24 protein-coding genes are annotated in these 19,278 nt (G+C 32.2%); 16 read left to right on the top strand and 8 right to left on the bottom strand.

Features of this window, described 5'->3' with window-relative positions; all coding sequences use genetic code 11:
* The 3 genes from AC1Z3S_RS18845 to AC1Z3S_RS18835 all read left to right on the top strand — a co-directional run.
* Positions 1 to 278, top strand: a 278-nt coding sequence (locus tag AC1Z3S_RS18845) for a hypothetical protein (RefSeq protein ID WP_461741663.1), incomplete at its 5' end; no start/stop codon positions are given.
* Entirely contained in the window at positions 278 to 1,315 is a 1,038-nt protein-coding gene (locus tag AC1Z3S_RS18840; protein ID WP_461741662.1) for a lysozyme family protein, read from the top strand. The genes AC1Z3S_RS18845 and AC1Z3S_RS18840, both read left to right, overlap by 1 nt.
* A gap of 17 nt (positions 1,316 to 1,332) precedes the next feature.
* A complete protein-coding gene (locus AC1Z3S_RS18835) occupies positions 1,333 to 1,941 on the top strand; it encodes a hypothetical protein (RefSeq protein ID WP_461741661.1) in 609 nt (202 codons plus the stop codon).
* Between the two features lie 36 nt (positions 1,942 to 1,977).
* Here the strand turns inward: AC1Z3S_RS18835 and AC1Z3S_RS18830 are convergent, their stop codons facing one another.
* From AC1Z3S_RS18830 to AC1Z3S_RS18805, 6 genes are all read right to left on the bottom strand, one after another.
* Entirely contained in the window at positions 1,978 to 2,196 is a 219-nt protein-coding gene (locus AC1Z3S_RS18830; RefSeq protein ID WP_461741660.1) for a hypothetical protein, read from the bottom strand.
* Position 2,197: 1 nt separating this feature from the next.
* Complete coding sequence (locus AC1Z3S_RS18825) at positions 2,198 to 2,482, bottom strand: hypothetical protein (RefSeq protein WP_461741659.1); 285 nt, start codon at positions 2,480 to 2,482, stop codon at positions 2,198 to 2,200.
* A gap of 354 nt (positions 2,483 to 2,836) precedes the next feature.
* Positions 2,837 to 3,526 carry a hypothetical protein gene (locus AC1Z3S_RS18820; protein ID WP_461741658.1) on the bottom strand — a complete coding sequence of 230 codons (690 nt, stop codon included), beginning with the start codon at positions 3,524 to 3,526 and terminating at the stop codon, positions 2,837 to 2,839.
* 351 nt (positions 3,527 to 3,877) lie between these two features.
* Positions 3,878 to 4,258 (bottom strand): putative periplasmic lipoprotein, encoded by a 381-nt coding sequence (locus AC1Z3S_RS18815; protein WP_461741657.1) that lies wholly within the window; start codon positions 4,256 to 4,258, stop codon positions 3,878 to 3,880.
* 20 nt (positions 4,259 to 4,278) lie between these two features.
* Positions 4,279 to 4,647 carry a Replication-associated protein RepC gene (locus AC1Z3S_RS18810; protein ID WP_461741656.1) on the bottom strand — a complete coding sequence of 123 codons (369 nt, stop codon included), beginning with the start codon at positions 4,645 to 4,647 and terminating at the stop codon, positions 4,279 to 4,281.
* Positions 4,648 to 4,649: 2 nt separating this feature from the next.
* The gene (locus tag AC1Z3S_RS18805; RefSeq protein WP_461741655.1) at positions 4,650 to 5,486 is read right to left on the bottom strand and encodes a ParA family protein; all 837 of its coding nucleotides are present in this window, start codon (positions 5,484 to 5,486) and stop codon (positions 4,650 to 4,652) included.
* 371 nt (positions 5,487 to 5,857) lie between these two features.
* Here AC1Z3S_RS18805 and AC1Z3S_RS18800 point away from each other — a divergent pair, with 371 nt between their 5' ends.
* The 10 genes from AC1Z3S_RS18800 to AC1Z3S_RS18755 all read left to right on the top strand — a co-directional run bounded on the left by AC1Z3S_RS18800 (position 5,858) and on the right by AC1Z3S_RS18755 (position 15,809).
* Positions 5,858 to 6,862, top strand: a complete 1,005-nt coding sequence (locus AC1Z3S_RS18800; RefSeq protein WP_461741654.1) for a replication initiator protein A — start codon at positions 5,858 to 5,860, stop codon at positions 6,860 to 6,862.
* Positions 6,863 to 7,072: 210 nt separating this feature from the next.
* A complete protein-coding gene (locus AC1Z3S_RS18795; protein ID WP_461741653.1) occupies positions 7,073 to 10,801 on the top strand; it encodes a KAP family P-loop NTPase fold protein in 3,729 nt (1,242 codons plus the stop codon).
* A 950-nt stretch (positions 10,802 to 11,751) separates the two neighbouring features.
* The gene (locus tag AC1Z3S_RS18790; protein ID WP_461741652.1) at positions 11,752 to 12,231 is read left to right on the top strand and encodes a hypothetical protein; all 480 of its coding nucleotides are present in this window, start codon (positions 11,752 to 11,754) and stop codon (positions 12,229 to 12,231) included.
* Between the two features lie 32 nt (positions 12,232 to 12,263).
* Positions 12,264 to 12,785, top strand: a complete 522-nt coding sequence (locus AC1Z3S_RS18785; protein ID WP_461741651.1) for a hypothetical protein — start codon at positions 12,264 to 12,266, stop codon at positions 12,783 to 12,785.
* Between the two features lie 139 nt (positions 12,786 to 12,924).
* On the top strand, positions 12,925 to 13,011 hold the full coding sequence (locus tag AC1Z3S_RS18780) for a putative holin-like toxin (protein WP_461741664.1): 87 nt from the start codon (positions 12,925 to 12,927) through the stop codon (positions 13,009 to 13,011).
* A gap of 1,161 nt (positions 13,012 to 14,172) precedes the next feature.
* The gene (locus AC1Z3S_RS18775; protein WP_461741650.1) at positions 14,173 to 14,499 is read left to right on the top strand and encodes a DUF961 family protein; all 327 of its coding nucleotides are present in this window, start codon (positions 14,173 to 14,175) and stop codon (positions 14,497 to 14,499) included.
* Complete coding sequence (locus tag AC1Z3S_RS18770) at positions 14,492 to 14,905, top strand: DUF961 family protein (RefSeq protein WP_461741649.1); 414 nt, start codon at positions 14,492 to 14,494, stop codon at positions 14,903 to 14,905. The genes AC1Z3S_RS18775 and AC1Z3S_RS18770 overlap by 8 nt, the downstream gene beginning before the upstream one ends.
* A 27-nt stretch (positions 14,906 to 14,932) precedes the next feature.
* A complete protein-coding gene (locus AC1Z3S_RS18765; RefSeq protein WP_461741648.1) occupies positions 14,933 to 15,256 on the top strand; it encodes a nucleotidyltransferase family protein in 324 nt (107 codons plus the stop codon).
* Between the two features lie 10 nt (positions 15,257 to 15,266).
* Positions 15,267 to 15,593 (top strand): HepT-like ribonuclease domain-containing protein, encoded by a 327-nt coding sequence (locus AC1Z3S_RS18760; protein WP_461741647.1) that lies wholly within the window; start codon positions 15,267 to 15,269, stop codon positions 15,591 to 15,593.
* A gap of 6 nt (positions 15,594 to 15,599) precedes the next feature.
* On the top strand, positions 15,600 to 15,809 hold the full coding sequence (locus AC1Z3S_RS18755; RefSeq protein WP_461741646.1) for a hypothetical protein: 210 nt from the start codon (positions 15,600 to 15,602) through the stop codon (positions 15,807 to 15,809).
* On the opposite strand, the gene AC1Z3S_RS18750 is transcribed toward AC1Z3S_RS18755, so the two are convergent.
* On the bottom strand, positions 15,810 to 15,983 hold the full coding sequence (locus tag AC1Z3S_RS18750) for a hypothetical protein (RefSeq protein ID WP_461741645.1): 174 nt from the start codon (positions 15,981 to 15,983) through the stop codon (positions 15,810 to 15,812). It abuts the gene before it with no gap.
* Positions 15,984 to 16,052: 69 nt separating this feature from the next.
* On the opposite strand from AC1Z3S_RS18750, the gene AC1Z3S_RS18745 reads away from it, so the two are divergent.
* Together AC1Z3S_RS18745 and AC1Z3S_RS18740 are read left to right on the top strand one after the other, a co-directional pair.
* Positions 16,053 to 16,445 (top strand): antirestriction protein ArdA, encoded by a 393-nt coding sequence (locus tag AC1Z3S_RS18745; protein ID WP_461741644.1) that lies wholly within the window; start codon positions 16,053 to 16,055, stop codon positions 16,443 to 16,445.
* Positions 16,403 to 16,534, top strand: coding sequence for a hypothetical protein (locus AC1Z3S_RS18740; RefSeq protein WP_461741643.1), 132 nt, complete (start codon positions 16,403 to 16,405; stop codon positions 16,532 to 16,534). Before AC1Z3S_RS18745 ends, AC1Z3S_RS18740 begins: the two co-directional genes overlap by 43 nt.
* A gap of 295 nt (positions 16,535 to 16,829) precedes the next feature.
* Here AC1Z3S_RS18740 and AC1Z3S_RS18735 read toward each other — a convergent pair whose 3' ends face one another.
* Positions 16,830 to 17,585 (bottom strand): hypothetical protein, encoded by a 756-nt coding sequence (locus AC1Z3S_RS18735; protein ID WP_461741642.1) that lies wholly within the window; start codon positions 17,583 to 17,585, stop codon positions 16,830 to 16,832.
* 160 nt (positions 17,586 to 17,745) lie between these two features.
* Here AC1Z3S_RS18735 and AC1Z3S_RS18730 point away from each other — a divergent pair, with 160 nt between their 5' ends.
* The gene (locus AC1Z3S_RS18730; protein WP_461741641.1) at positions 17,746 to 19,197 is read left to right on the top strand and encodes an FtsK/SpoIIIE domain-containing protein; all 1,452 of its coding nucleotides are present in this window, start codon (positions 17,746 to 17,748) and stop codon (positions 19,195 to 19,197) included.
* Positions 19,198 to 19,278: the final 81 nt, after the last annotated feature.

Genomic DNA, 19,278 nt, shown 5'->3' with positions numbered 1-19,278 from the left:
GTTTAGATACAATGACTGGCCATGATGGTTCTAGAAATAATGATTTATTAGATAGCGTAGATGGTTCAATGCAAGGTAATTCCTATGTTGCTGGTCTGTCTGAGAATCAAGTTGATTATGGAGATAATTTCTCTACGAGTACAGAATTATCTTATGGTTTCAATGAAGATCATTCACATACACCACCTAAAATCGTTCCGTTTGACAGACCAAAGCGGCCAAGCATTGAAGATCAAGCAGACTTCAATGAAAAACTGAATGAAATGAGGAACTCCTAATGAAAAAAATGGCATTAGGAGTTTTATTATTTATTGGCGTTGTGTTTATGGGATTTCTTATGATTTTTGGTGGTGGGTTAAGTGAGAAGGAAGTAGCTGATGTTGGGAGTGTAGGAAATGTTAACTTACCTGAAGAAGTCTTACGTTGGAAAGATAAAGTAAATACTGAATGTCAGAAAAACGAGATTCCTGATGCCGTCCCTTATATTCTAGCCTTGATTATGGTGGAATCTGGCGGGAATGCAGAAAAAACGCCTGATATTATGCAATGTAGCGAATCTAAAGGCTGGCCGCCAAATACTATTCAAGACCCGAACGAATCTATTGAAATTGGTGTTGCTTATTTTGCTAGTGGGCTGAAAAGTGGTGAAAATATTGACCCCTTGAATGTTATTCAAGGTTATAACTATGGTTATGGCTATTTATCTTTTTGTGACGATGTATATTCTTTTGAAAATGCGATAGCTTTTTCTAAGCAGCAGTCTGGTGGTCAGAGGGTAACTTATATTAATGCTATTTCCACTAGTTTAGGCTATTCATGGCGGTATAACTATGGAAATATGTTTTACGCTCAAATGGTGAAACAATATCTTGGTACCGAAAATAATCAAGTTGATTCTGGTGAGTATGGTTTTATTTTACCTGTACAGAATCCCAACGTTTCAAGTGGGTTCGGCCCTCGTGTAAATCCTGTTACTGGTAAGCAATCGAATCACAATGGACTAGATTTTGCACAGCCTAGTGGTGATAAAATTTATGCCGTTGCGGATGGGGAGGTTGTAATTGCCCAGTTTGATGGGCCTCCTGTCACTAATTATGGAAATTGTGTGATTATTAAGCATGATGATGCGCTGTATACGTTGTATGCCCATCAAAGCAGCATGGCTGTTCGTGTTGGGGATAAGGTGAAGCAAGGGCAAGTAATTGGCTATGTAGGCTCTACGGGCCAATCAACAGGGCCACATTTACATTTTGAGGTTCGGTTAAGTTTATACGGTAATTTTGTTGACCCTGCGACTGTGTTACCGATGCCGTAAAATAGAAAGGAGAAAATATGAAAAAAAGTTGGCTAGTAATGGCTGGTCTGTTTTTATTGTTCGGAGGAACGATTGTGTATCTTACCTTCCAAAATGATGATTTAAGGCAAGAGGTAGCGACTTTAGAAAGTCAGCAGTCTGCTGCTTCTATTATTACAGTTCCGAATAGTTCTTCTAAAGAAATCACTACAACAAGCAGCAGTGAACCTTCAGAAGTAGCTGAGGAAACAAATGATAGTGAGGAAGGCTCTGATGTAAGCGAGGAGCCGTTGGATGTGGTGAATGAAGATCAAGTTAGGCTGCTAAATGAAGCGCTGGTAAACACTTTTTATGGCACTAATGAGAATCGTTTAGAGTTGCTGCAATCTTATATGACCGCTGAATTATTTGAGGAATACAATACTTTGTCAGCAGATGAAGTCGATTCCACTGAATCAGAGGTTGGGGATAAAGTTGCGTATTATAGACAGGTTTCTGATACTGAATTTCAGGCAGTTAATTTTATTTTGATGTCGAATCATGGAGACGAAAATAGAATTATTATGTCTGTCACCTATACTTTAGAAGAATCTGATTGGAAAGCAAGTGGCTTTACCTTTGATTTAATTGCAAAAGTGACAGAATAAGCATAAAAGACCTAGATTTTTGTCTAGGTCTTTTTTTTAGTTGTTAGATAGGTGATAAATGGCTATTAAACTATTTTCTGGTATTGGAGGTGTAATGTTTGTTAAGTTTGCCAAAAATTGATTAAAACTTTCATTATCAGGAAGTCCATTTTTCTTGATGTCAGTGGTTAAGTTTAGTAATTGAGTCTTTGTTGTTGGATTGTTGGTTTCTTTAGCTAAAGAGTATAGCTTGTTTAATAGATTATCAAAGTTCATGTTAAACGTCCCCTTTCCTATCCAGCAATTGACTAAAATCTCTTAATTGTTTCTGATGTTGTGTGAAGTATTCTAAGAATGGGAGACAATCTTCAGTTTCTAATGGGTAACTTGAACCATACGCTAATTGGATTCCTGTGATTTCTTGATTTAAAAAGTCAATCATGATGATGTATTCTTTGGTTGCCATTGGTGAACGTACTTCAAAGTCGTACCTATCTCTGTCCCAAGTACCGTTTGCCGAGTTACAAAAAAGGTGTTGTGCAGTTAAGTTTTTTATGTTCATAGTTTTTTCTCCTTTTGCCTTTTTGGATTTCGCTACATACGAAGTCGAAAGGCTGAATTTTTTGCGTTTTGTTGCGTAGCTTTTATCATTCAATTAAGAATAGACAAGGATGCTGAAAGCACAACGCTTGTCCTTGTCGATTTTGGTTTGATCTTACGAGAAACCTTTTAAACACGAAGTGAAACTTTGGAAGGCTTTCGCAGTTAGAGCAAACTTGAAATGATAAAAATGTAGCGCAAAACCAAAAAATTGTGATTAAAAATGAATGACAAAGCGTAGTTTAGCTTTGTTTCCTTTCTTTCAATTAATAATAAAAAGAGTAGGTTTTCTCACCTACTCTTTTCTCTGATGGTGCTATGCTAAAAGATTTTCTAGATAATTTTTATCGGTTTCTGTATATGGGTAATAGCGTTGCGAAGGTTGAAAATTTCCTGATTCGTCAAGCTCTACTGCTACTTTTTTTAGTCCTTTTACAAAATAGTAAATTGGTTTTTTCTTCCATTGCGTGACTAGCTCATTGTCGATTAATTGTTGCGCTTTATCAGAAATAATTTGATTGTCAGACTTATTTTTCATAGATTCAAGCTGTTCAAGTTTGCGTTTTAGCTTAGTAATTTTTGTGCCATAAGTTACCATCTTAGGTGTTTTCTTTGCTTTGTTGTGGGCTTTTGCTTCTTCGTTTAATTGTTCAAGTTTGGCCAATTCGTTTTTAAAGTAATCAATATTATTTACGGAAGTTTTGGCTCCTACTGTTGCGTACTCGGATTTGCCAACTACATGCACGTCTTGTAATAATTCATTTGCATTTTTAAATTCTTCTACTTTTTGTAATTTGGCCACTCTCATTTCTTGCTGTTCAATTTCTTCTTGTTTCCGAAAAGCACCTTCTTGATAACGTCTAGCTGTTTTGTATATATCAGGTCGTCCAATGATGGGTTGTCCTAAAGGAATTTTTTTTCTTTCAGCAGCTGCTCGGTTACTCATTTCTTGATATTCTGTTTTTAATCTTTCTAATTTCTTTTCTGATTGTTCTAGTCTTGTCATGTTTACCAGTCCTTTTCTGATTTTTTTTTTAAATTCTTTTGCCTTTTTGGATTTCGCTACATACGAAGTCGAAAGGCTGAATTTTTTGCGTTTTGTTGCGTAGCTTTTATCATTCAATTAAAAATAGACAAGGATGCTAGAAGCACAACGCTTGTCCTTGTCGATTTTGGTTTGATCTTACGAGAAACCTTTTAAACACGAAGTGAAACTTTAGAAGGCTTTCGCAGTTAGAGCAAACTTGAAATGATAAAAATGTAGCGCAAAACCAAAAATGATTGGCAAAATTTTTTTATGGGTTGAATGATCTGGAAGAATTAAAAAAACCTAGACAGAATTTGTCTAGGTCTTTTTCTATTCAGCAAATTTTCCTGAAGTATAGATAATTGAATAATCACCACTATCCAATTTCTTATTATAATCAGAATCTGCTGCATAATATGTGAGATTATCGGTATCTATATCGTAATAATAATGATCTAAGTATTTGTTAGGTTCTTCTTTTGACGGTGAGTAAGATTCTATGAGTAAAGCTTTTGTATTGCTATCTTCGTATATTTTGAAGCTAAAATTATTTTCAATATCAGAGTAGTCTATATCTTCAGAAGCATTTGCTACTTCGAGGTAATTGACTACTTTGTCGATAGCTTTTTGTGCGTTTTCAGATGGCTCATTTGAAGAACAACCTACGAGTAAAAGTATTCCAACTAAAAATGGTACAATATATTTTTTCATAAATTTTCCTTCTTCCCTTTTTATTTAGTTTTTTTATCCCTAGCTTCATAAGTTTTCATATACATGTCGAACATAATTCTTTGTTCATTTTCAAGCGTATTTTCTGCTCTATCAATTAGAAAATTAATCAAATCGTCCTGAGTATCAAATTCTAAAGTATTTTGTAAAGAATTAATTCTATTTACATTGTATTTTTGGATTCGGATTGTACTGTATACTTTATTTTTTCTTGGTCGTCCCATTTTAGCTTTGGTATCTGAAATTTGTTGATTTTCTTTTGCAAATTCTGAAAGGTTAAAGGTTGAAACTGGCTCTGATATTTTGGTTGACTCTATCGGTTTCGTTTCTTTTTTTGATTTATTTGTTTTTTTGAATTCATATTTTGGCATAATTAATCCTCCGAATTTGTTCTATTAATTATTTCGTCAGCCAGTTGATTGTATAATTCATGGACTTTGCGATCGTGAAAATCATAGACAGATGTGTAGCCTTCCTCTGAAATTCCTTTTCGATCATATCTTTTTAGTCTTTCCATATGTTTGATAATTGTAGTGAAAATCATTTCGTTACCAAAAGAATCGGATGCGTCCTTAATTATCTGATTGTCTATTCCTGAATCGTTTTTAAGCAATACAGGAAGAACTCCTGCAATATCAAAATCTATTGCATCGTATTCATTGTATAATGTTTGAAGATACTCCCAGAAGGCTTCTGCACCGTCTAATGATCTTTGTTGAGTTTGTAGTACAATTACTATAAAGTCAGAAGAATAGAGTGCTGTTCCTGTAAAGATAGATAAAGTTGGCGGTACGTCAAAAATTATATAGTCATATTGATTTTCAATCGGCTGTAATAGTTTTGTGAAAAAAGCCATTCTTTCCTCTTTATAATTTGGTGTATTAGGTAAAAAAGTTAATTCAAGGAAATCTGGATAATCAACGAAATCTTTATGTGAAGGTAGTAAATCTAAATTTGGCATTATATTTACAATCGCAGGTTTGATATTTTTTTCTTGAATTGCAACCATCATGGTTTTCTGAATAACTAGTTCTTGATTATTTTGTAGGCCGTATGTTCTTATTAAAAGTTGCGTAGAATTTGCTTGAGGGTCTAGATCACAAACCAAAACTTTAAATCCTTTTTTGGCTAACTCATAAGCAACCATAACAGAATTTGTAGTTTTACCAACTCCACCTTTGAAGTTTCCAAAAACAATCTTTTTTGCCATAACTCATTCTCCTTTATCATTTCTTACTACATAAAGTATTTTACCATAGATACTTTCTTACTACAAATATTATTTATTGAAATTTACTATTTTACTATCTTACTATTCTACTACTTTACTATTCTACTATTTTACTATTTGTAGTAAATATCTATTTAAATGGAGTTGAAATGGTTGATATTAAAGCATCTGTACTATTGAAGATTACTATTCTACTATCTTACTATTCTACTATTCATATATCTTACTATCTTACTACTTTACTATTCTACTATTTTACTACATAAAATAAAATGGGGTATTCAAATAAAAAAAAGTCTATTAAGCTAGTTATATAATTTAAAGTCGGATATTTTAGAGGTAATACTATTATGAGTAATTTTGAATTTTATAAATCAACTGAAGTTTATCGGGAGAAATATTTTCAGTTACCACAAATTTTTTTTACGAGTGAAAAGTATCGGTCAATGTCCAATGATGCTAAAATTGCTTATACGCTTTTGAAGGATCGTTTTGATTATTCAATTCAAAATAATTGGGTAGATGGTGACGACAATATTTATTTCATTTTTACGGTTGTTGAGCTAATGGACTTGCTTAATTGTCGTGAAGGTAAAGTCAGCAAAATCAAAAAAGAGTTGGAAGCGTGCGGCTTATTATTCCAAAAGCGGCAACCGCCTAAAATTGTGAATGGCCAAAAAGAAGGACAACCCAATTATTTATATTTAGGTAAGCCAGCGGTAGCTGCAACTGATGTCTTTCAAACGGATTCTTTGGCTCCTGTTTCTCAAATTGCGAAAATCGCAATTCAAGAGAATCGTTGTTCTGATGGTCTTTCTCCTCAAATTGCGAAAATCGCAATTCAAGAGAATCCCAATGCTGACGTGGCTTCTTCCCAAATTGCGGAAATCGCAAACAATCTATTTAAGACTTCTTTAGACACATTAAATACAGATACATTAAATACAGATACTAAAAAAGCTGCTGATTTTGATGCTGAATTGCTAGCAACATTTCATTTGACCAATGATCAAACCTTTTTAGCTGAGAATACGCTTAAATTTATAGCTCTATTTTCAAAAACGTTTGATCAGGCCTATTCAACGGTAGGGATTGTGCAGCGTGCTAAGAAGGCTGCTGAACAACAAGAAAAAAGAGTGTTGGTTGCTGAAAACTGGCAAGAGGAATTAGATTTGCAAGTACGTAAAGTTATTCAAAAATTACGGACAGATCATACGATTCAAAATACAGATAATTATTTGTTTAAAACGTTGACGTTGTTTTTTGTCGGGTGTATTCGTCAAGAGGTTATTATGCACCAGAATAAATCGGTAGCTGTGATATATGAAAGAGATAGGATGGTAAGGGAATTCTAAAATTGAGTATTTAACTTGATATTGCGAACAAAGTTTGCTTGATAACCGAGAAATTTAGCACAACTTCGAAAATATAAATCTTAGAAATTTCCTAGATGAACAAATTTTATAGTAATTATGGAATTCATAGTGTTACTCAAAAAATATTTTAACGAGAAACTAAGCTGTTATTAACAAGAAGAAAAAATTGGATTATGAGGAGGGAATAGCGTGTCAGCAATAAAAAAAAAGTATTTTATAAAAGATACTTCATTGAAAAGTGTAGATAACGATATGTTTAATTATGCAAATATTTCTAAGGTTATGAATAGGATTATAAAAACCAACAATCCGCCTTATAATATTGCAGTAATAGGGAAGTGGGGACTGGGTAAATCTTCACTGATAAACATTGTTAAGGGTATGCTTGCATCGGATGAAGATATCATGATTCAAGAGATTAATGCTTGGAAATATGAAAAAGAATCGTTAAAAAAGGTATTCCTTAAACAACTATGGAAAGGTATAAGTGATGACAGTAGTAGTAGTTATCAAGTAATTATCAAAGAGTTTAATAAAATTATCAACAGCCAAATATCGTCAACCACAAAAACTGAAAAAGATAGAGATATATTCAATAAATGGAAAAATTTTGGAATTATGTTTTTAGTAATTTTAGGATTAACATTTTCGGGATTTGGAGTATATAAGTATGTTCAAGCAAACCATCTTGACGAAGTGTTTACAATGACAAGTGTATTTCTTGGTTACTGTAGAAATATTGCAACACTTCTTTTTATTCCCATAATCTTATTCATGATAAAAATGGCTATTGATAGTTATCATGAAAAAGAAACAAAGAAAATAGAACTTAATTTTCCAATTGAAACAGTCGATGATTATGAATTATTTTTAGAAAGTACCATTCAAGATAAACTTACAAAGAATCCTAATTTAAAGATTGTAACTATTATTGATGATTTAGATAGATTGAGTATAGAAAAAATAGTAGAGGCGCTAGATGCTTTAAAAGCTTTCGTAGGATTCAAAAATTGTATTTTTATAGTTCCATTTGACGATGAGATAATTAAATTGGCGTTAGAAAAAAGAAGGGCAGATGAATTTGATAATGAAGCAGACATAATTGAAAGTGAACTCATTTTGGATAAGCTATTTCAATTTAAAATCTATTTGCCTCCACTTTTATATTTTGATATAAACAAATATGCAGAAGAGTTAGTGAAGCAAGAGGCACCAGACTTTATTAATGAATATTGTTCGTTAGAAAAATTCAGTAGAATCTTAAAAAAAATTATTATCCATTCTGATGTAACAACACCTAGACAAGTTAAAAAACTTATTAATGCCTTTATCAACAACTATATGATTGCATATGAAAGAGAGAAGTCTCATAAAGTAAAATCTGGCCTTTTCACAAGTGATGTAGGACAAGAACAGATTGCAAAAATTTCTGTTCTTCAAGCCGATTTTAATCATTTCTATGATTTGCTTTTTCAAGATTTTAATTATCTTGATAAAATTTTAGATTATCAAAATAAATCAATAGTTGAGTTTAAATATTTAGATAATAACCTTCAAGAATACTTTGAAACTCAATCGGGTTTATTAAAGATTAAGAACGAGTATGAGAGCTTATTTAATTTTTTAAATAGGACTAGAAAGTATAATGTCAGCAATATCGCTCCATTTATGTATATTGCTCAAGATGATATCAGTATTCAAACTGGAGATAAATTACAGCAAAGAACGGTTAATGCTTTAAGTAGCCAAAACTATTCCCTATTGACTGATTTACTAGAAGAAAACGAATCACTAAGTAGTTTTATTAATTATTACCTAGAAAATTCTAGAGAAGATATCGAAGATACTATCTATTCTGTTATTCAAGTTTTTGATAGTTTGTCTGGTGATAAGAAAATGGAAGTTGCAAATACGATTGTAGAAAAAACACTTGAAAATTACGACTTCGATTTCTTGTATTCAGTTTCTACACATAATGTTTTCGAGGTTAAGTCTGCTGCATCTAGAGAAGATTTTGCAAATCAATTTTTAGATAAGTATCTATTATCTCTTACTAGCAAAGAAAATAATGAAAGAGTTTTAGCTGATAGTATGGATACTATCAAAAATAACTGGGACTTACTGAGTAGTTCGCAAAAAGGGTTAACTAAAAATATCAGTACTCTAATTATTAAGAATGCTACAGACAATCCGGATTTTGAGATTGCTAAATTTGAAAATGTTGTTTTAAGTAAATCTGAAATTTATAACTATTTATGGGGAATAGAGTGGTTTAAAGTATTTTGTAATTACTTATATACAACTAATGATTTTAGTGAGAATAGTATCAGTCATTTAAAAAATGTTTTTTTGCTACTTGATAGTGAAGAATCCGAAAATCAAATTGCAAATGAGTTGTTAAATCTTGTAGAATATCCTACGGTGTTACCTGTACTAGATGAATTACTTTCCGAGGAATTTTGCGGGAATTTGGAGTCTTCAATTTCTACTAAATTCGCTGAAAAATTAGTTTCTTTAGATTACGCTAAAAATAGTGAATCAATTTATTCATTACTAAATAAATTGAAGTATGAGGTAAACATTAATAATAAAGATTTGTTTACGGATTTCACGGTTCACTATGTAGAATCTGAAGAAATGGATGATGTGTTAGAATATATTGGAAAAAATTCAAAATTCGAATTTATTGATTCGACGATTAATAGTTTGATTGATGCTGTTTTCAGAGATTCTAGTAATGATTCTCTTTTGCGAAAAGTTATAGATTATTTTTCAGAAGAACAAGAACAACGATTTGTAGCTAAATTGACTGATGAGTCTAAGAAATATAATAAAGAAAGCTATGAACAAGAAAATACGATATTTTCCATAATCTCGAATAAAGAAAAGTATATAGGAAGTATTAACATAATATTGTCCGATATTATTCATACAGTGGGCTCGTACTATAGTAGCTATCCAACATACTTTGATTTTGTTCTAATACTTGTAGGGAGAGTTAAAAATAATCTTTCAGTGGATAATCTTTCAGCTTTTATAAATTTTATAAAAAGAATATATGTTGCACAACAAGATAGATCTATTCAAGCTATTCGGAGCTTAAGTGGAGTTATAAATGAAGATCAGTTTAGAGACATATTCAACCTACTAGTGTCCAATGCTGGAGAATCGAACTATGATACAATACTTAATATTATAATAGATAATGATGATGTTAGACCTAGGGATTCTGATAGTTTATCCATGTATAGAAAATTTTTAGTAAAACAAATGTCTATATCAGAAAAACCAAAAAAGGTACTAGATGTGATAAATAATGCATTTTCAAACATTTCCAATATTAATGAATTAATCACAGATAGCCTGAAAAATCCCAATCTAAGCAAGAAACAATTAGGTGAAGTTGTGACTAAGTTTATAAATAATATGAATATTGATAATCTTGTCAAGTTAGTGATTGAAAGTAGTACAAATATAGAAAATACTAATATAATAAAAAAGAGTTTAGCTAGTTTATCTAAATTTTCGGTAGAAGAAATACGAACTGATCTCATAGAAAAACTTGCTGAAGTTAGTATTACAAACGATAGATTAATGAATTTACTTGAATTTTCCAAAGTTTCTGTTTCAAGTAGTTCCAATAAACTAATTTATACAATATTAAGATTAGCGTTTGAAAATATAGATCAAAAAGAATCACTTTTGAATATTATAGCTAAACTTAATGAGTACGAAGAAATTTTGCTGAATGATAAAACAGGAACTGCTGCTGTATTGAGAGAAGGATTTACCAATCTTCAGAGTGATAGTCTTAGAAAGACTATTGTTGAAACCATTTCAACTTTAAGAATAAAAAGAGAATTTAAAAAAGGATTAGGAAAAGATCTTCTTGATTTTTATAAGAATAATGTAAAATAGGTTGTACTTGATTAATAAAATCTACTATCCACTAAGATAATTCTTGGTGGATTATTTTTACGTTTTTTCTTCAAAAGAGTTAAACAGTTTAAAACCTAAGATTATTGAAGAATCAGATACTAGTACAATTTCTTTTGTTTTAACGTTGTTTTGACAGAAGGATATCAAATAGATAAAGGATGTGCTGACTGCTGGAGGTCAATGTATCTGCTCTTGGTATCTTCTTTGATGTTTTTTCTTTCCTAACAAGTTGATAGGATGAGTGCACTTACTAAGATTATAGTTTGTGTGGTGACGGTAGTTTGAAGTTTTCCATTAAGTGAGTAAACAAAAGTATCTGCTTATTGTTGAGTAAAATGAGCTAATGTTCTGTAAAAACGACATGAGGATTGAGTAGATTCATACGTTGTTCTCCAATCTATAAACAGAATAAAGAAAAATCACTTGCTCGTGATGATAAGTGGTATATAAGAGTTCCTTATTTTTGGGGTTCGGGTTGGAGCTAATGTACTAGATGAAAAAATTAAATTGAGGCAATAAATAGTTAAGTTGGTAATAATAAACGTGGTATACTTTTAGTAAGAGTAGGCAAGTAGTGTTATCTTCTTAAGTAAAATGATATTTGATTATACATCCAATAATTGTGTCTGTGTCCTTTTAAATAACAATGTGTCAAAACGGTGAAAAGAAAATTTCACAAAGTTTAGGTTGGTGGAAATGTTGGCAAAATAGTGTTTTTCTTTTGTGAAACATTGAAATAGTTTTTTTTCACAAAGTGAGGAGGGTTGCTGCTTACGGAAATGGGCTACTTGTTATAATAGTGGTTATGTAAACTAGCTGTTTTTTTGAATTAAATAACAAAATGGGGTTTGGAGAATGGAAATTGGTAAGTTAATGATTTTTTTTGAAATTAAAACTATTTATGATTCGGTTTCAAATATATGTTGAGGGTGACAGAAGCATATCTTAGAAAAAAGGATTATCGAATAAAAGAATTGATTGATTTTGATTTTGTATCGAAATTTTATGAGGATGCGTTAGATAGACCTAAAAATGAATATTTAAATTTTTTCTTTAGGAAAAAAACTTTTAATAATTTAAAAGAGGTAGAGCTGGATAAATTTCTTTATAATTATTATGCTTTTAAACAAAACATTGATAGCTCTAAGCAGTATTTCTCAATGAATATTACTGTTTTTATTGCTGTTTTTTTATCTGCACTATTGAATTTTGTATTGAATTATTTAAATGAAAATCTTTCAGCCACAAATGGGAAGACAATAGTTTTTGCTTTATTAGTTGTACTTATTGGTGGGTCAATAATGTCGATAATTATATGGTGGTTGCAAATTTACAAACCGAATCAGCTTTTTACTGCTTATAATTATGTAGCAAGTTTATTAATTGAACAGGGGGTTTTAGAAGATTAATTTGATTAAAAAAATATGAATGGAGTGATTAGATGAATGATGTGAGAATTGTTGGTTTGAGTGGTAAAGGTGGTAGTGGCAAAAGTAAGACGTTGTTTATTGTTGCTAACAGGTTGATTGCAAGTAGCAATTTCAAATTAGAGGCATACCGGTATTATGGTAAACGATTTAAAGGATCTTGGGAAACTGATGTGAACAATTTTACAGGGTTTACAAGAGTTAGGTCTGAGGATTTTGCAGCTGTTTTTAGTTTTAAGGATATAAAGATCGGTATTTGTTCCGCTGGTGATGACGATGCATTTTTAAAATCAGAAATAGATGTTTTAACTTCAGATCCATATGATTGTACGATATGTATTTGTGCTTGTCGTACTACTGGTGGAACAGAAGACACTTTGAATAGTTGTGATAGTATTGGGAATGCGCTTATTTTGAAAAAGATGTATGATAAGCCACGACACTCGATTGTAAATAATCAAGACTCTGATGAGTTATTAGATATTCTAAATATGTTATTGAACCAAAAGCTTAATTCTTTTAAGCAATTTGTATAATGATATTTTTACACTATCAGTGTGTTTGTTGTTATATGTTATAATATGCAAGTAGAAAAGTGAAAAGATGGTAGCTAATCTCTTGAAAAAGGGGTGATTGCCTATGGTTCATAGCTTTATCCCTAGAAGGGAGTAGCGAGTGACAACGTTTGAAGCAATTCAACTGATGATCGCCTTTGCGACATTAGTTTTGCTGATACTTGATCATAAAAGACCAAAAAAATAACCATCTTCTAACTTTGGCGAGTTAAGATGGTTATAAAACTATTTAAAACGAAGCCACCGTCTTTTTAACGGTTCTGCATTAGGGGAGTTGTTAGCGCAACTTCCCTTTTTGTATGTTTAGTATAGCATTTTTTTTAAGGAAATGGAAATTTTGCTTTCGTGTTAATTTATTGGAAAGAGATTATGAAGGCGGCTTCTTTTGGATTATTTTTTAGATGTAAACTTAAGGTTTTCTTAAGTAAATTCACAAAAAAAGACACGAACAAACGTTCGTTTTTTTGTTGTAAAAAAAATAAGCCTATGATATGCTTTTTTTGGGAAGTAATTTTGATAAATTGCTCTCGAATTTTTAAATGATGTTTTTCAAGTTGCATTTACTCAAAAAATAGTTTATTCTTTGGGTGAGTTGATTTTTGTCTAGATGAATATTTGGACAGAAGTCCAGTTGTTCGTTGAAAAACAAAAAACCGAAAGGCTATTTCTTATCAGGGACGGGAATCCCTAAGCGATAAGAAGGTCGCATTCACGTCTTGGGAGACAATGCGCATTCACCTTTCGGCGTTGCTCGAAAGCAACAGTTAAAGTATACCAAAAAAGGAACGTCAGTTCTATGCTATTTTTTTATTTTTAACAGGAAAAGATGGCGGAAGAATAGCACGTTTTAGTTGGGAATTTACTGTTTCTTAGGTGACGTTGAAAGCGGAGGATTTGCGTATAATGCGCTTATCCTCCGCTTTTTTTGTTGACAAAAATCAACTCCAATTATGCAATTATCCTTGATCCTTGACAACTGTATACACGAAACAAAAAATCCAATTTTAGCTTATTTGTTTTGTGCATACTTCATTTTGCTAGACGAATCTAACAAAATACAACCTTAGAAATTGTATTCTATCATGATTCTGCTAACTTTTGAAGTAGTTGGTTGCTGAAACCATTTATAAAATTCAGAAATCGCCCACAAAGTTAGGCGTTGATGATACTACATGGAATTTGTGAGTTCCGTAAGGATAAGCAAAGGTATTTGACTGACAAAGTGTCTGTAAGTCCATTAAGAGCAGTATTTGCCATGAGTTTTATTGGGATTTGTAGCGAGGGTTGCAAGGACGAATGGATTGAAAAAATCTAATTTTAAAAATTTTAAATGAGAAGGGGAATACAAGTGGAATTTTGTAAAGTAAACCCAGCGTTAACGTTTGGAACGTTATCATACGTTGGAAAAAAAGAAGAAGTTACGGAATTTGATCAGACTGCAAGAAGAAATAAAGTTGTTGGTGTTGCTGTTGCTTTATTAAGTTCAAAACAGCGGGAAACATTAGAAATTGTGATTCCGCCTCGGTTGAATTTATCGACGTTCAAGTATGGTGAAGTGGTTCATGTGGAAGATGTTCGTTGTGTGCCAGTTAGTGAAGCAGCTGGTGACGGTGCCGTTAAAGGTTGGTCAATTTTTGCTACGAAATTAGAAAAGGGGGCAGCGGTAAATGGCTAAAATTAACGAATTGAATGCAGGTTTGGAATTAGAAATTGTGGATTCTTTTGGAGAATTAACGTTTCTTCGTATGAAAAATCCTAACCGTGTGCAGGATGAAGAAACAGGAGAGTGGACGGACACCGATTATCGGTATGTGGTTCAAAGCTCTAAGCAGTTGAGTGAAGAAACAATTACTATTCCAGTTTCTATTCCTTTAGTTGAGTTAGATTTTGGGGATAAATTAGAATTAAAAGCCCCACATATCGAATTATTTGCATTTAGAAATGGCCGTTACACCAATAATTATATTAAAATTACAGCTGAAGGAATTAAAAAAGTAACGGATGTTAAAGCTACGGGTAATGGTAATGCTGGCAAAGCGAATAATGACGGCAAGGATAAGGCGGCAGCTGAAGGTAAATAATCCATTAGAGCATAAGGAGTGGACATGATGATTTATTCAAAACAGGAGATTTTAGATCGATGCTTACCAATATTTGAGAAGTATGAGGTGGCTACGGTGTATTTGTTTGGTTCTTATGCTCGTGGAGAAGCCACGTCCGAAAGTGATATTGATTTTTTAATTGATTCTCAGGGTTCAAAAATAAAGAATATTTTTGATACTGGTGATTTTCGTGAAGAGTTGGAAAAAGTATTAAATAAATCTATTGATGTAGTTAAAACTGGTATTTTTCAAGACAAGCAGATAATAGAATTTCGTTCTCATTTTTTAGAAAATTTAAGAAAAGAGAAGGTGTTACTCTATCAGAAATAAGGATCGTGTCGTGCTAAGAAGTATTTTAAATTATTGTAATGAAATTGATCGTGATTTAAAAAAAGCTCATCAAGTATCGAAAGAATCAGAAATGACTGGTACGATTAAAAATTCGATTGCGATGTGTTTATTGGCAATTGGTGAAGAGATTCGGAATGGATTATCTGAACAACTAAAAGAAAAATATTCTAATATTAACTGGTATAGGTATGTGCGGATTCGGAATGATCTGGCTCATGCCTATTTTAATTTTCAAGAAGAAGATGTGTTGCAGGTTGCAGGGGAGATTCGGCAGCTGCATGATTATTGTCAGTTCATTTTGTCCGATTTGAGGTGATAAAAAATGGATCAGGAAAAGAAATATTTAGTTCTTTATGATTCGGGACAGAGGAAATATTTAGGAGAACAATTGAAAGATGGGGAACCACCACTTTTGGTAACACGTATTGAAGATGCTTGGCAGTTCCCTTTATCTAAGGCTGACGAAGCGTGGTATTTGGCATATAAAGCCGCTTGGTGTGATATGGGTAAATTTTTTGTTCATGGAGTGTAGTTATTCTTTTTCGATTTTGTATTTGTCTTTACTGTCACTAAAAAGACCGCTGGTTTTGTCTTTGACATATTTCTCAGCTTCTTTTAAGGAAAGATTACTGATGACAGTTACCCAATTATCGAAAATCATTCCTTCATTTTTTAATACTTTGTAAGTTGTAAAGAATAAGCCCATTTTTTTCACCTCCTACCATTATTTTACCAAAAGTAAACGAATAATTTAAAGTTTAAAGGAGGATTTAACGTGTCAGAAATTAAAATTTATGTTGAATTGTTAGGTCAAAAACAAAAGGGGGAATGGTTTTCTTTACCAGTGGCGCCTAGTATAGTGTCGCAAAAATTAGGCGTGGATGATTCTGGTAACGAAGAAATTATCATTTCTGATTATGAAGCACCTTTTAGAATTAGAGAAACAGATAGGATTGTTGATTTAAAGGCTATGGTAGAGCAATTTAAAGCAATGCCAGCTGAGTTTCAGAAGCATGCAAAATATTTAATTGATGAATACTATACTGATGTTTTTATATGCTTCAGGAGTATTCTTTTGGTCGTTTTGTTTCTGGTGTTCAGTCATTTAGTGATTTTGGTAGATATTTGTGTGGAGAAGGTAATTCGTATCAAGTTTCTTCTGGATTAGAATCGTATATTGATTATGAGCGACTTGGTAAGGATTATGCGATTGATTCTGTTGTTGTTTTTGTTGATGATGGGGTATTTATCTTATAAAGCATGATCTGTGGGGGATTTTATTGACTGATAAAGTGAGGAAAAGCGGGTATTCGCTTTTAATTGCTTTTGAAGTGATCGACAGTCTGCTTGTCGAGGTAAGCAGTCGGTGCAAACCGAAGTGGAGGTGCTTATGAAGTTCGATGTTATAAAAGTATTATTGCTAACAGAGTTAACACTCTTTATATTTATGATTCTTGTATTTAACGGGATACATTCTGATGATGGAGGCAACCAAAAAGCAAATCTTATTTGTTTGATTGCCTATGTTGTTGTGTTAGTGGTCAATTATTTGTCAATTAAGAGCGAATTTAAACAAAAAAAGTAATCCAATAGGGACAATGATTAGAGTAGAATAAAGTAAAACTTTGGAAAAATTATTTTGATAATCCTTTGTCATTCTTAATGGATCAATACTTGTTTGCAACATTAATGTTCCAGCGATTATTGAGTAGAATAATTGAAAGAATACGGCCATACCTGAATATGTTTGTACTAATCCTTTTATTAAGTCTTGGTTTTGACTATTTAGAAAGAATGATGTAAAGGTATTTGAGTCTAGTGAAACCCAGTAAAGTAAAAGAAGAGAATTTGTTATAGCTGTAGTTGCAAAAAATAGCAGGTTTAATACTCTTTGAGCTCGAGTCATATTTTTTCTTATGAAAGAAAACAAGAGTAGAATGATGGCCATTAGTATTATAGATGTTATTGAAACTAAGCCAAAATTTATGCTAGCTTGAAAAGCATTATCATAAATTATTTTATTGGTTGAACTTAAATTAGATAGTGCGAAATTTTCTATTGGATTTGAACTAAAAGCTTCGTATAGAAAATAGATAAATATTGCAAAATAAGTAATAACAGTAAAGATATTGATTATCCATTTTATAAATGTGCTATTTTTTTCGTTAAAGTCTGATTCTTGTGGTATGACTTGGCTTGAATTTTCATTAGAGAAAGTTGACGTGGAAGAGTTTCTAAAATAATCTAGAATTTGAAATATTAAAGCGAATAAAGCTATGACAATTGATATGGTACCTTCTGTTGACATAAAAACAGCTCCTTTATTTAAGCATTATATAGATAATTAATTATTGTTCGCATTTAATTATATAGAATTTTATATGACTAAGTAAAGTAGATATTTGTTTTTATCATTTTTTGAAAGTTTGTGGAGTAAGTAGCATGTGTTAAAAGAAGTGGAGGTGTTTATGAGTAAACTATTTGTATATCGTGGTATTCGCATACGAAAATTTCATTTGCATATCTATGGTTTCTATCAGTTTATCTGGTTTATCCCGTTTCTAGTCGGTGCTGGATGCTATGGATATTTTGTACTTTATCCTTATTTTCAATTAAATAGTCAAAGTGATTGGCTTGCTACATTATTTCAGGTGTTACCTTTACTTGGGATTTTGGTAGGAGGTTTTTTTGTTGTTTATTTTTTGAGCCGCTTGTCATACAGTCGGAACGGTTTTTTTAGTCGGGTTCGAGAACGTCGGAATTTAGCGAATATGATTGTTGAAAATCGTTTCTTTACGTTAAAAAAGAGAAAAGGTAATTCAACAAGTGGCCGCCCAGCTGCTAAGGACAAGATGAAATTTCCACGGATTTATTATCGAAATAAAAAGAATTTGATCTCCATATTTCTTCCTATGGATGGTAACAAAAATCAGGAGAAATATATGAAGATGGGGACTTTTTTGGAAGATATGTTTTTGGCCGATAATATGGGTATTTTGAATCACAAAGGGTTTGTGGAATACCGTTTGCTATCGAATGTTGAAGCGTCTCGATTAAAAGTTACCGATATGAAAGCGACAAAAGAGAGTGTTCTTTTGATGCGTGGAGTATCTTGGAAATTTAATTCTGATCCTCATTTGTTGATTGGTGGTGGTACTGGTGGTGGTAAGACGTTTACCATGATGTCGATTATTTTAGCTTTGCTGCCTGTGGCTGAAGTGGAGATTTGCGATCCTAAAGATGCAGATTTATCTACGTTAAGTCGATTGCCTGTTTTTGAAGGTAAGGTATTTACTGGTTTAGGTATTTTAGGCTGTTTGCGGCGGGGCGTGGATGATATGGTGAAGCGTTACAAGATCATGAAGGAATCACCAAAATTTAAGATGGGGAAAAATTATAGTTACTATGATATTCCACCTAAATTTATCGTGATTGATGAATGGGCTGCTTTTATGACGGAATTAGAAACGATGGAAAATGGCTATAAGTTGTTACAAGAAGCGAATGGCTATATGACTCAGCTTATTTTAAAAGCTAGGCAAGCTGGCATTTTCATTATTTTAGCTATGCAGCGGCCAGACGGTCAATATATTCAAACAGCGTTACGAGATAATTTTATGTTTCGGATGTCTGTTGGGAAACTGTCAGATGTTGGTTACGATATGATTTTTGGTGACGTGAATAAGGATAAGCATTTTAAAACCAAAGATGTTAAAGGTCACGGGTATTTAGGAAAAGGGGGAACGTTGGCACAAGAATTTTATTCAGCTTTTGTTCCGAAAGATTTTGATTTTGCTGAAGCCTATTCGTCTTATGAATCGCAAGTGTCACTCGATTTAGCAGAAATTGAATTGAGTGTGAGCGAAAAGAAAGGTTTATTAAAAGAAATGGAAAAAAATAGACTTGCTACAAATGAGTAGAAAGTCCGTGACGTAATGTAATTGCATAGAAGTTTTTCTATGAAGTAAATAGTAAGGGATATCTATGAAGAAATTGTTTGC

The sequence above is a fragment of the Enterococcus sp. LJL90 genome, from assembly GCF_056924355.1.
Note: the sequence above shows the minus strand (reverse complement) of the source record. Positions and strands in the feature narration are given on the sequence as shown.

What these genes read in the sequence shown, in the direction of transcription:
- AC1Z3S_RS18840 (WP_461741662.1), top strand. Translation starts at nt 278, where the DNA reads ATGAAAAAAATGGCATTAGGAGTTTTATTATTTATTGGCGTTGTGTTT.
- AC1Z3S_RS18835 (WP_461741661.1), top strand. Translation starts at nt 1,333, where the DNA reads ATGAAAAAAAGTTGGCTAGTAATGGCTGGTCTGTTTTTATTGTTCGGA.
- AC1Z3S_RS18830 (WP_461741660.1), bottom strand. Translation starts at nt 2,196, where the DNA reads ATGAACTTTGATAATCTATTAAACAAGCTATACTCTTTAGCTAAAGAA.
- AC1Z3S_RS18825 (WP_461741659.1), bottom strand. Translation starts at nt 2,482, where the DNA reads ATGAACATAAAAAACTTAACTGCACAACACCTTTTTTGTAACTCGGCA.
- AC1Z3S_RS18820 (WP_461741658.1), bottom strand. Translation starts at nt 3,526, where the DNA reads ATGACAAGACTAGAACAATCAGAAAAGAAATTAGAAAGATTAAAAACA.
- AC1Z3S_RS18815 (WP_461741657.1), bottom strand. Translation starts at nt 4,258, where the DNA reads ATGAAAAAATATATTGTACCATTTTTAGTTGGAATACTTTTACTCGTA.
- AC1Z3S_RS18810 (WP_461741656.1), bottom strand. Translation starts at nt 4,647, where the DNA reads ATGCCAAAATATGAATTCAAAAAAACAAATAAATCAAAAAAAGAAACG.
- AC1Z3S_RS18805 (WP_461741655.1), bottom strand. Translation starts at nt 5,486, where the DNA reads ATGGCAAAAAAGATTGTTTTTGGAAACTTCAAAGGTGGAGTTGGTAAA.
- AC1Z3S_RS18800 (WP_461741654.1), top strand. Translation starts at nt 5,858, where the DNA reads ATGAGTAATTTTGAATTTTATAAATCAACTGAAGTTTATCGGGAGAAA.
- AC1Z3S_RS18785 (WP_461741651.1), top strand. Translation starts at nt 12,264, where the DNA reads ATGAATGATGTGAGAATTGTTGGTTTGAGTGGTAAAGGTGGTAGTGGC.
- AC1Z3S_RS18770 (WP_461741649.1), top strand. Translation starts at nt 14,492, where the DNA reads ATGGCTAAAATTAACGAATTGAATGCAGGTTTGGAATTAGAAATTGTG.
- AC1Z3S_RS18765 (WP_461741648.1), top strand. Translation starts at nt 14,933, where the DNA reads ATGATTTATTCAAAACAGGAGATTTTAGATCGATGCTTACCAATATTT.
- AC1Z3S_RS18755 (WP_461741646.1), top strand. Translation starts at nt 15,600, where the DNA reads ATGGATCAGGAAAAGAAATATTTAGTTCTTTATGATTCGGGACAGAGG.
- AC1Z3S_RS18750 (WP_461741645.1), bottom strand. Translation starts at nt 15,983, where the DNA reads ATGGGCTTATTCTTTACAACTTACAAAGTATTAAAAAATGAAGGAATG.
- AC1Z3S_RS18735 (WP_461741642.1), bottom strand. Translation starts at nt 17,585, where the DNA reads ATGTCAACAGAAGGTACCATATCAATTGTCATAGCTTTATTCGCTTTA.
- AC1Z3S_RS18730 (WP_461741641.1), top strand. Translation starts at nt 17,746, where the DNA reads ATGAGTAAACTATTTGTATATCGTGGTATTCGCATACGAAAATTTCAT.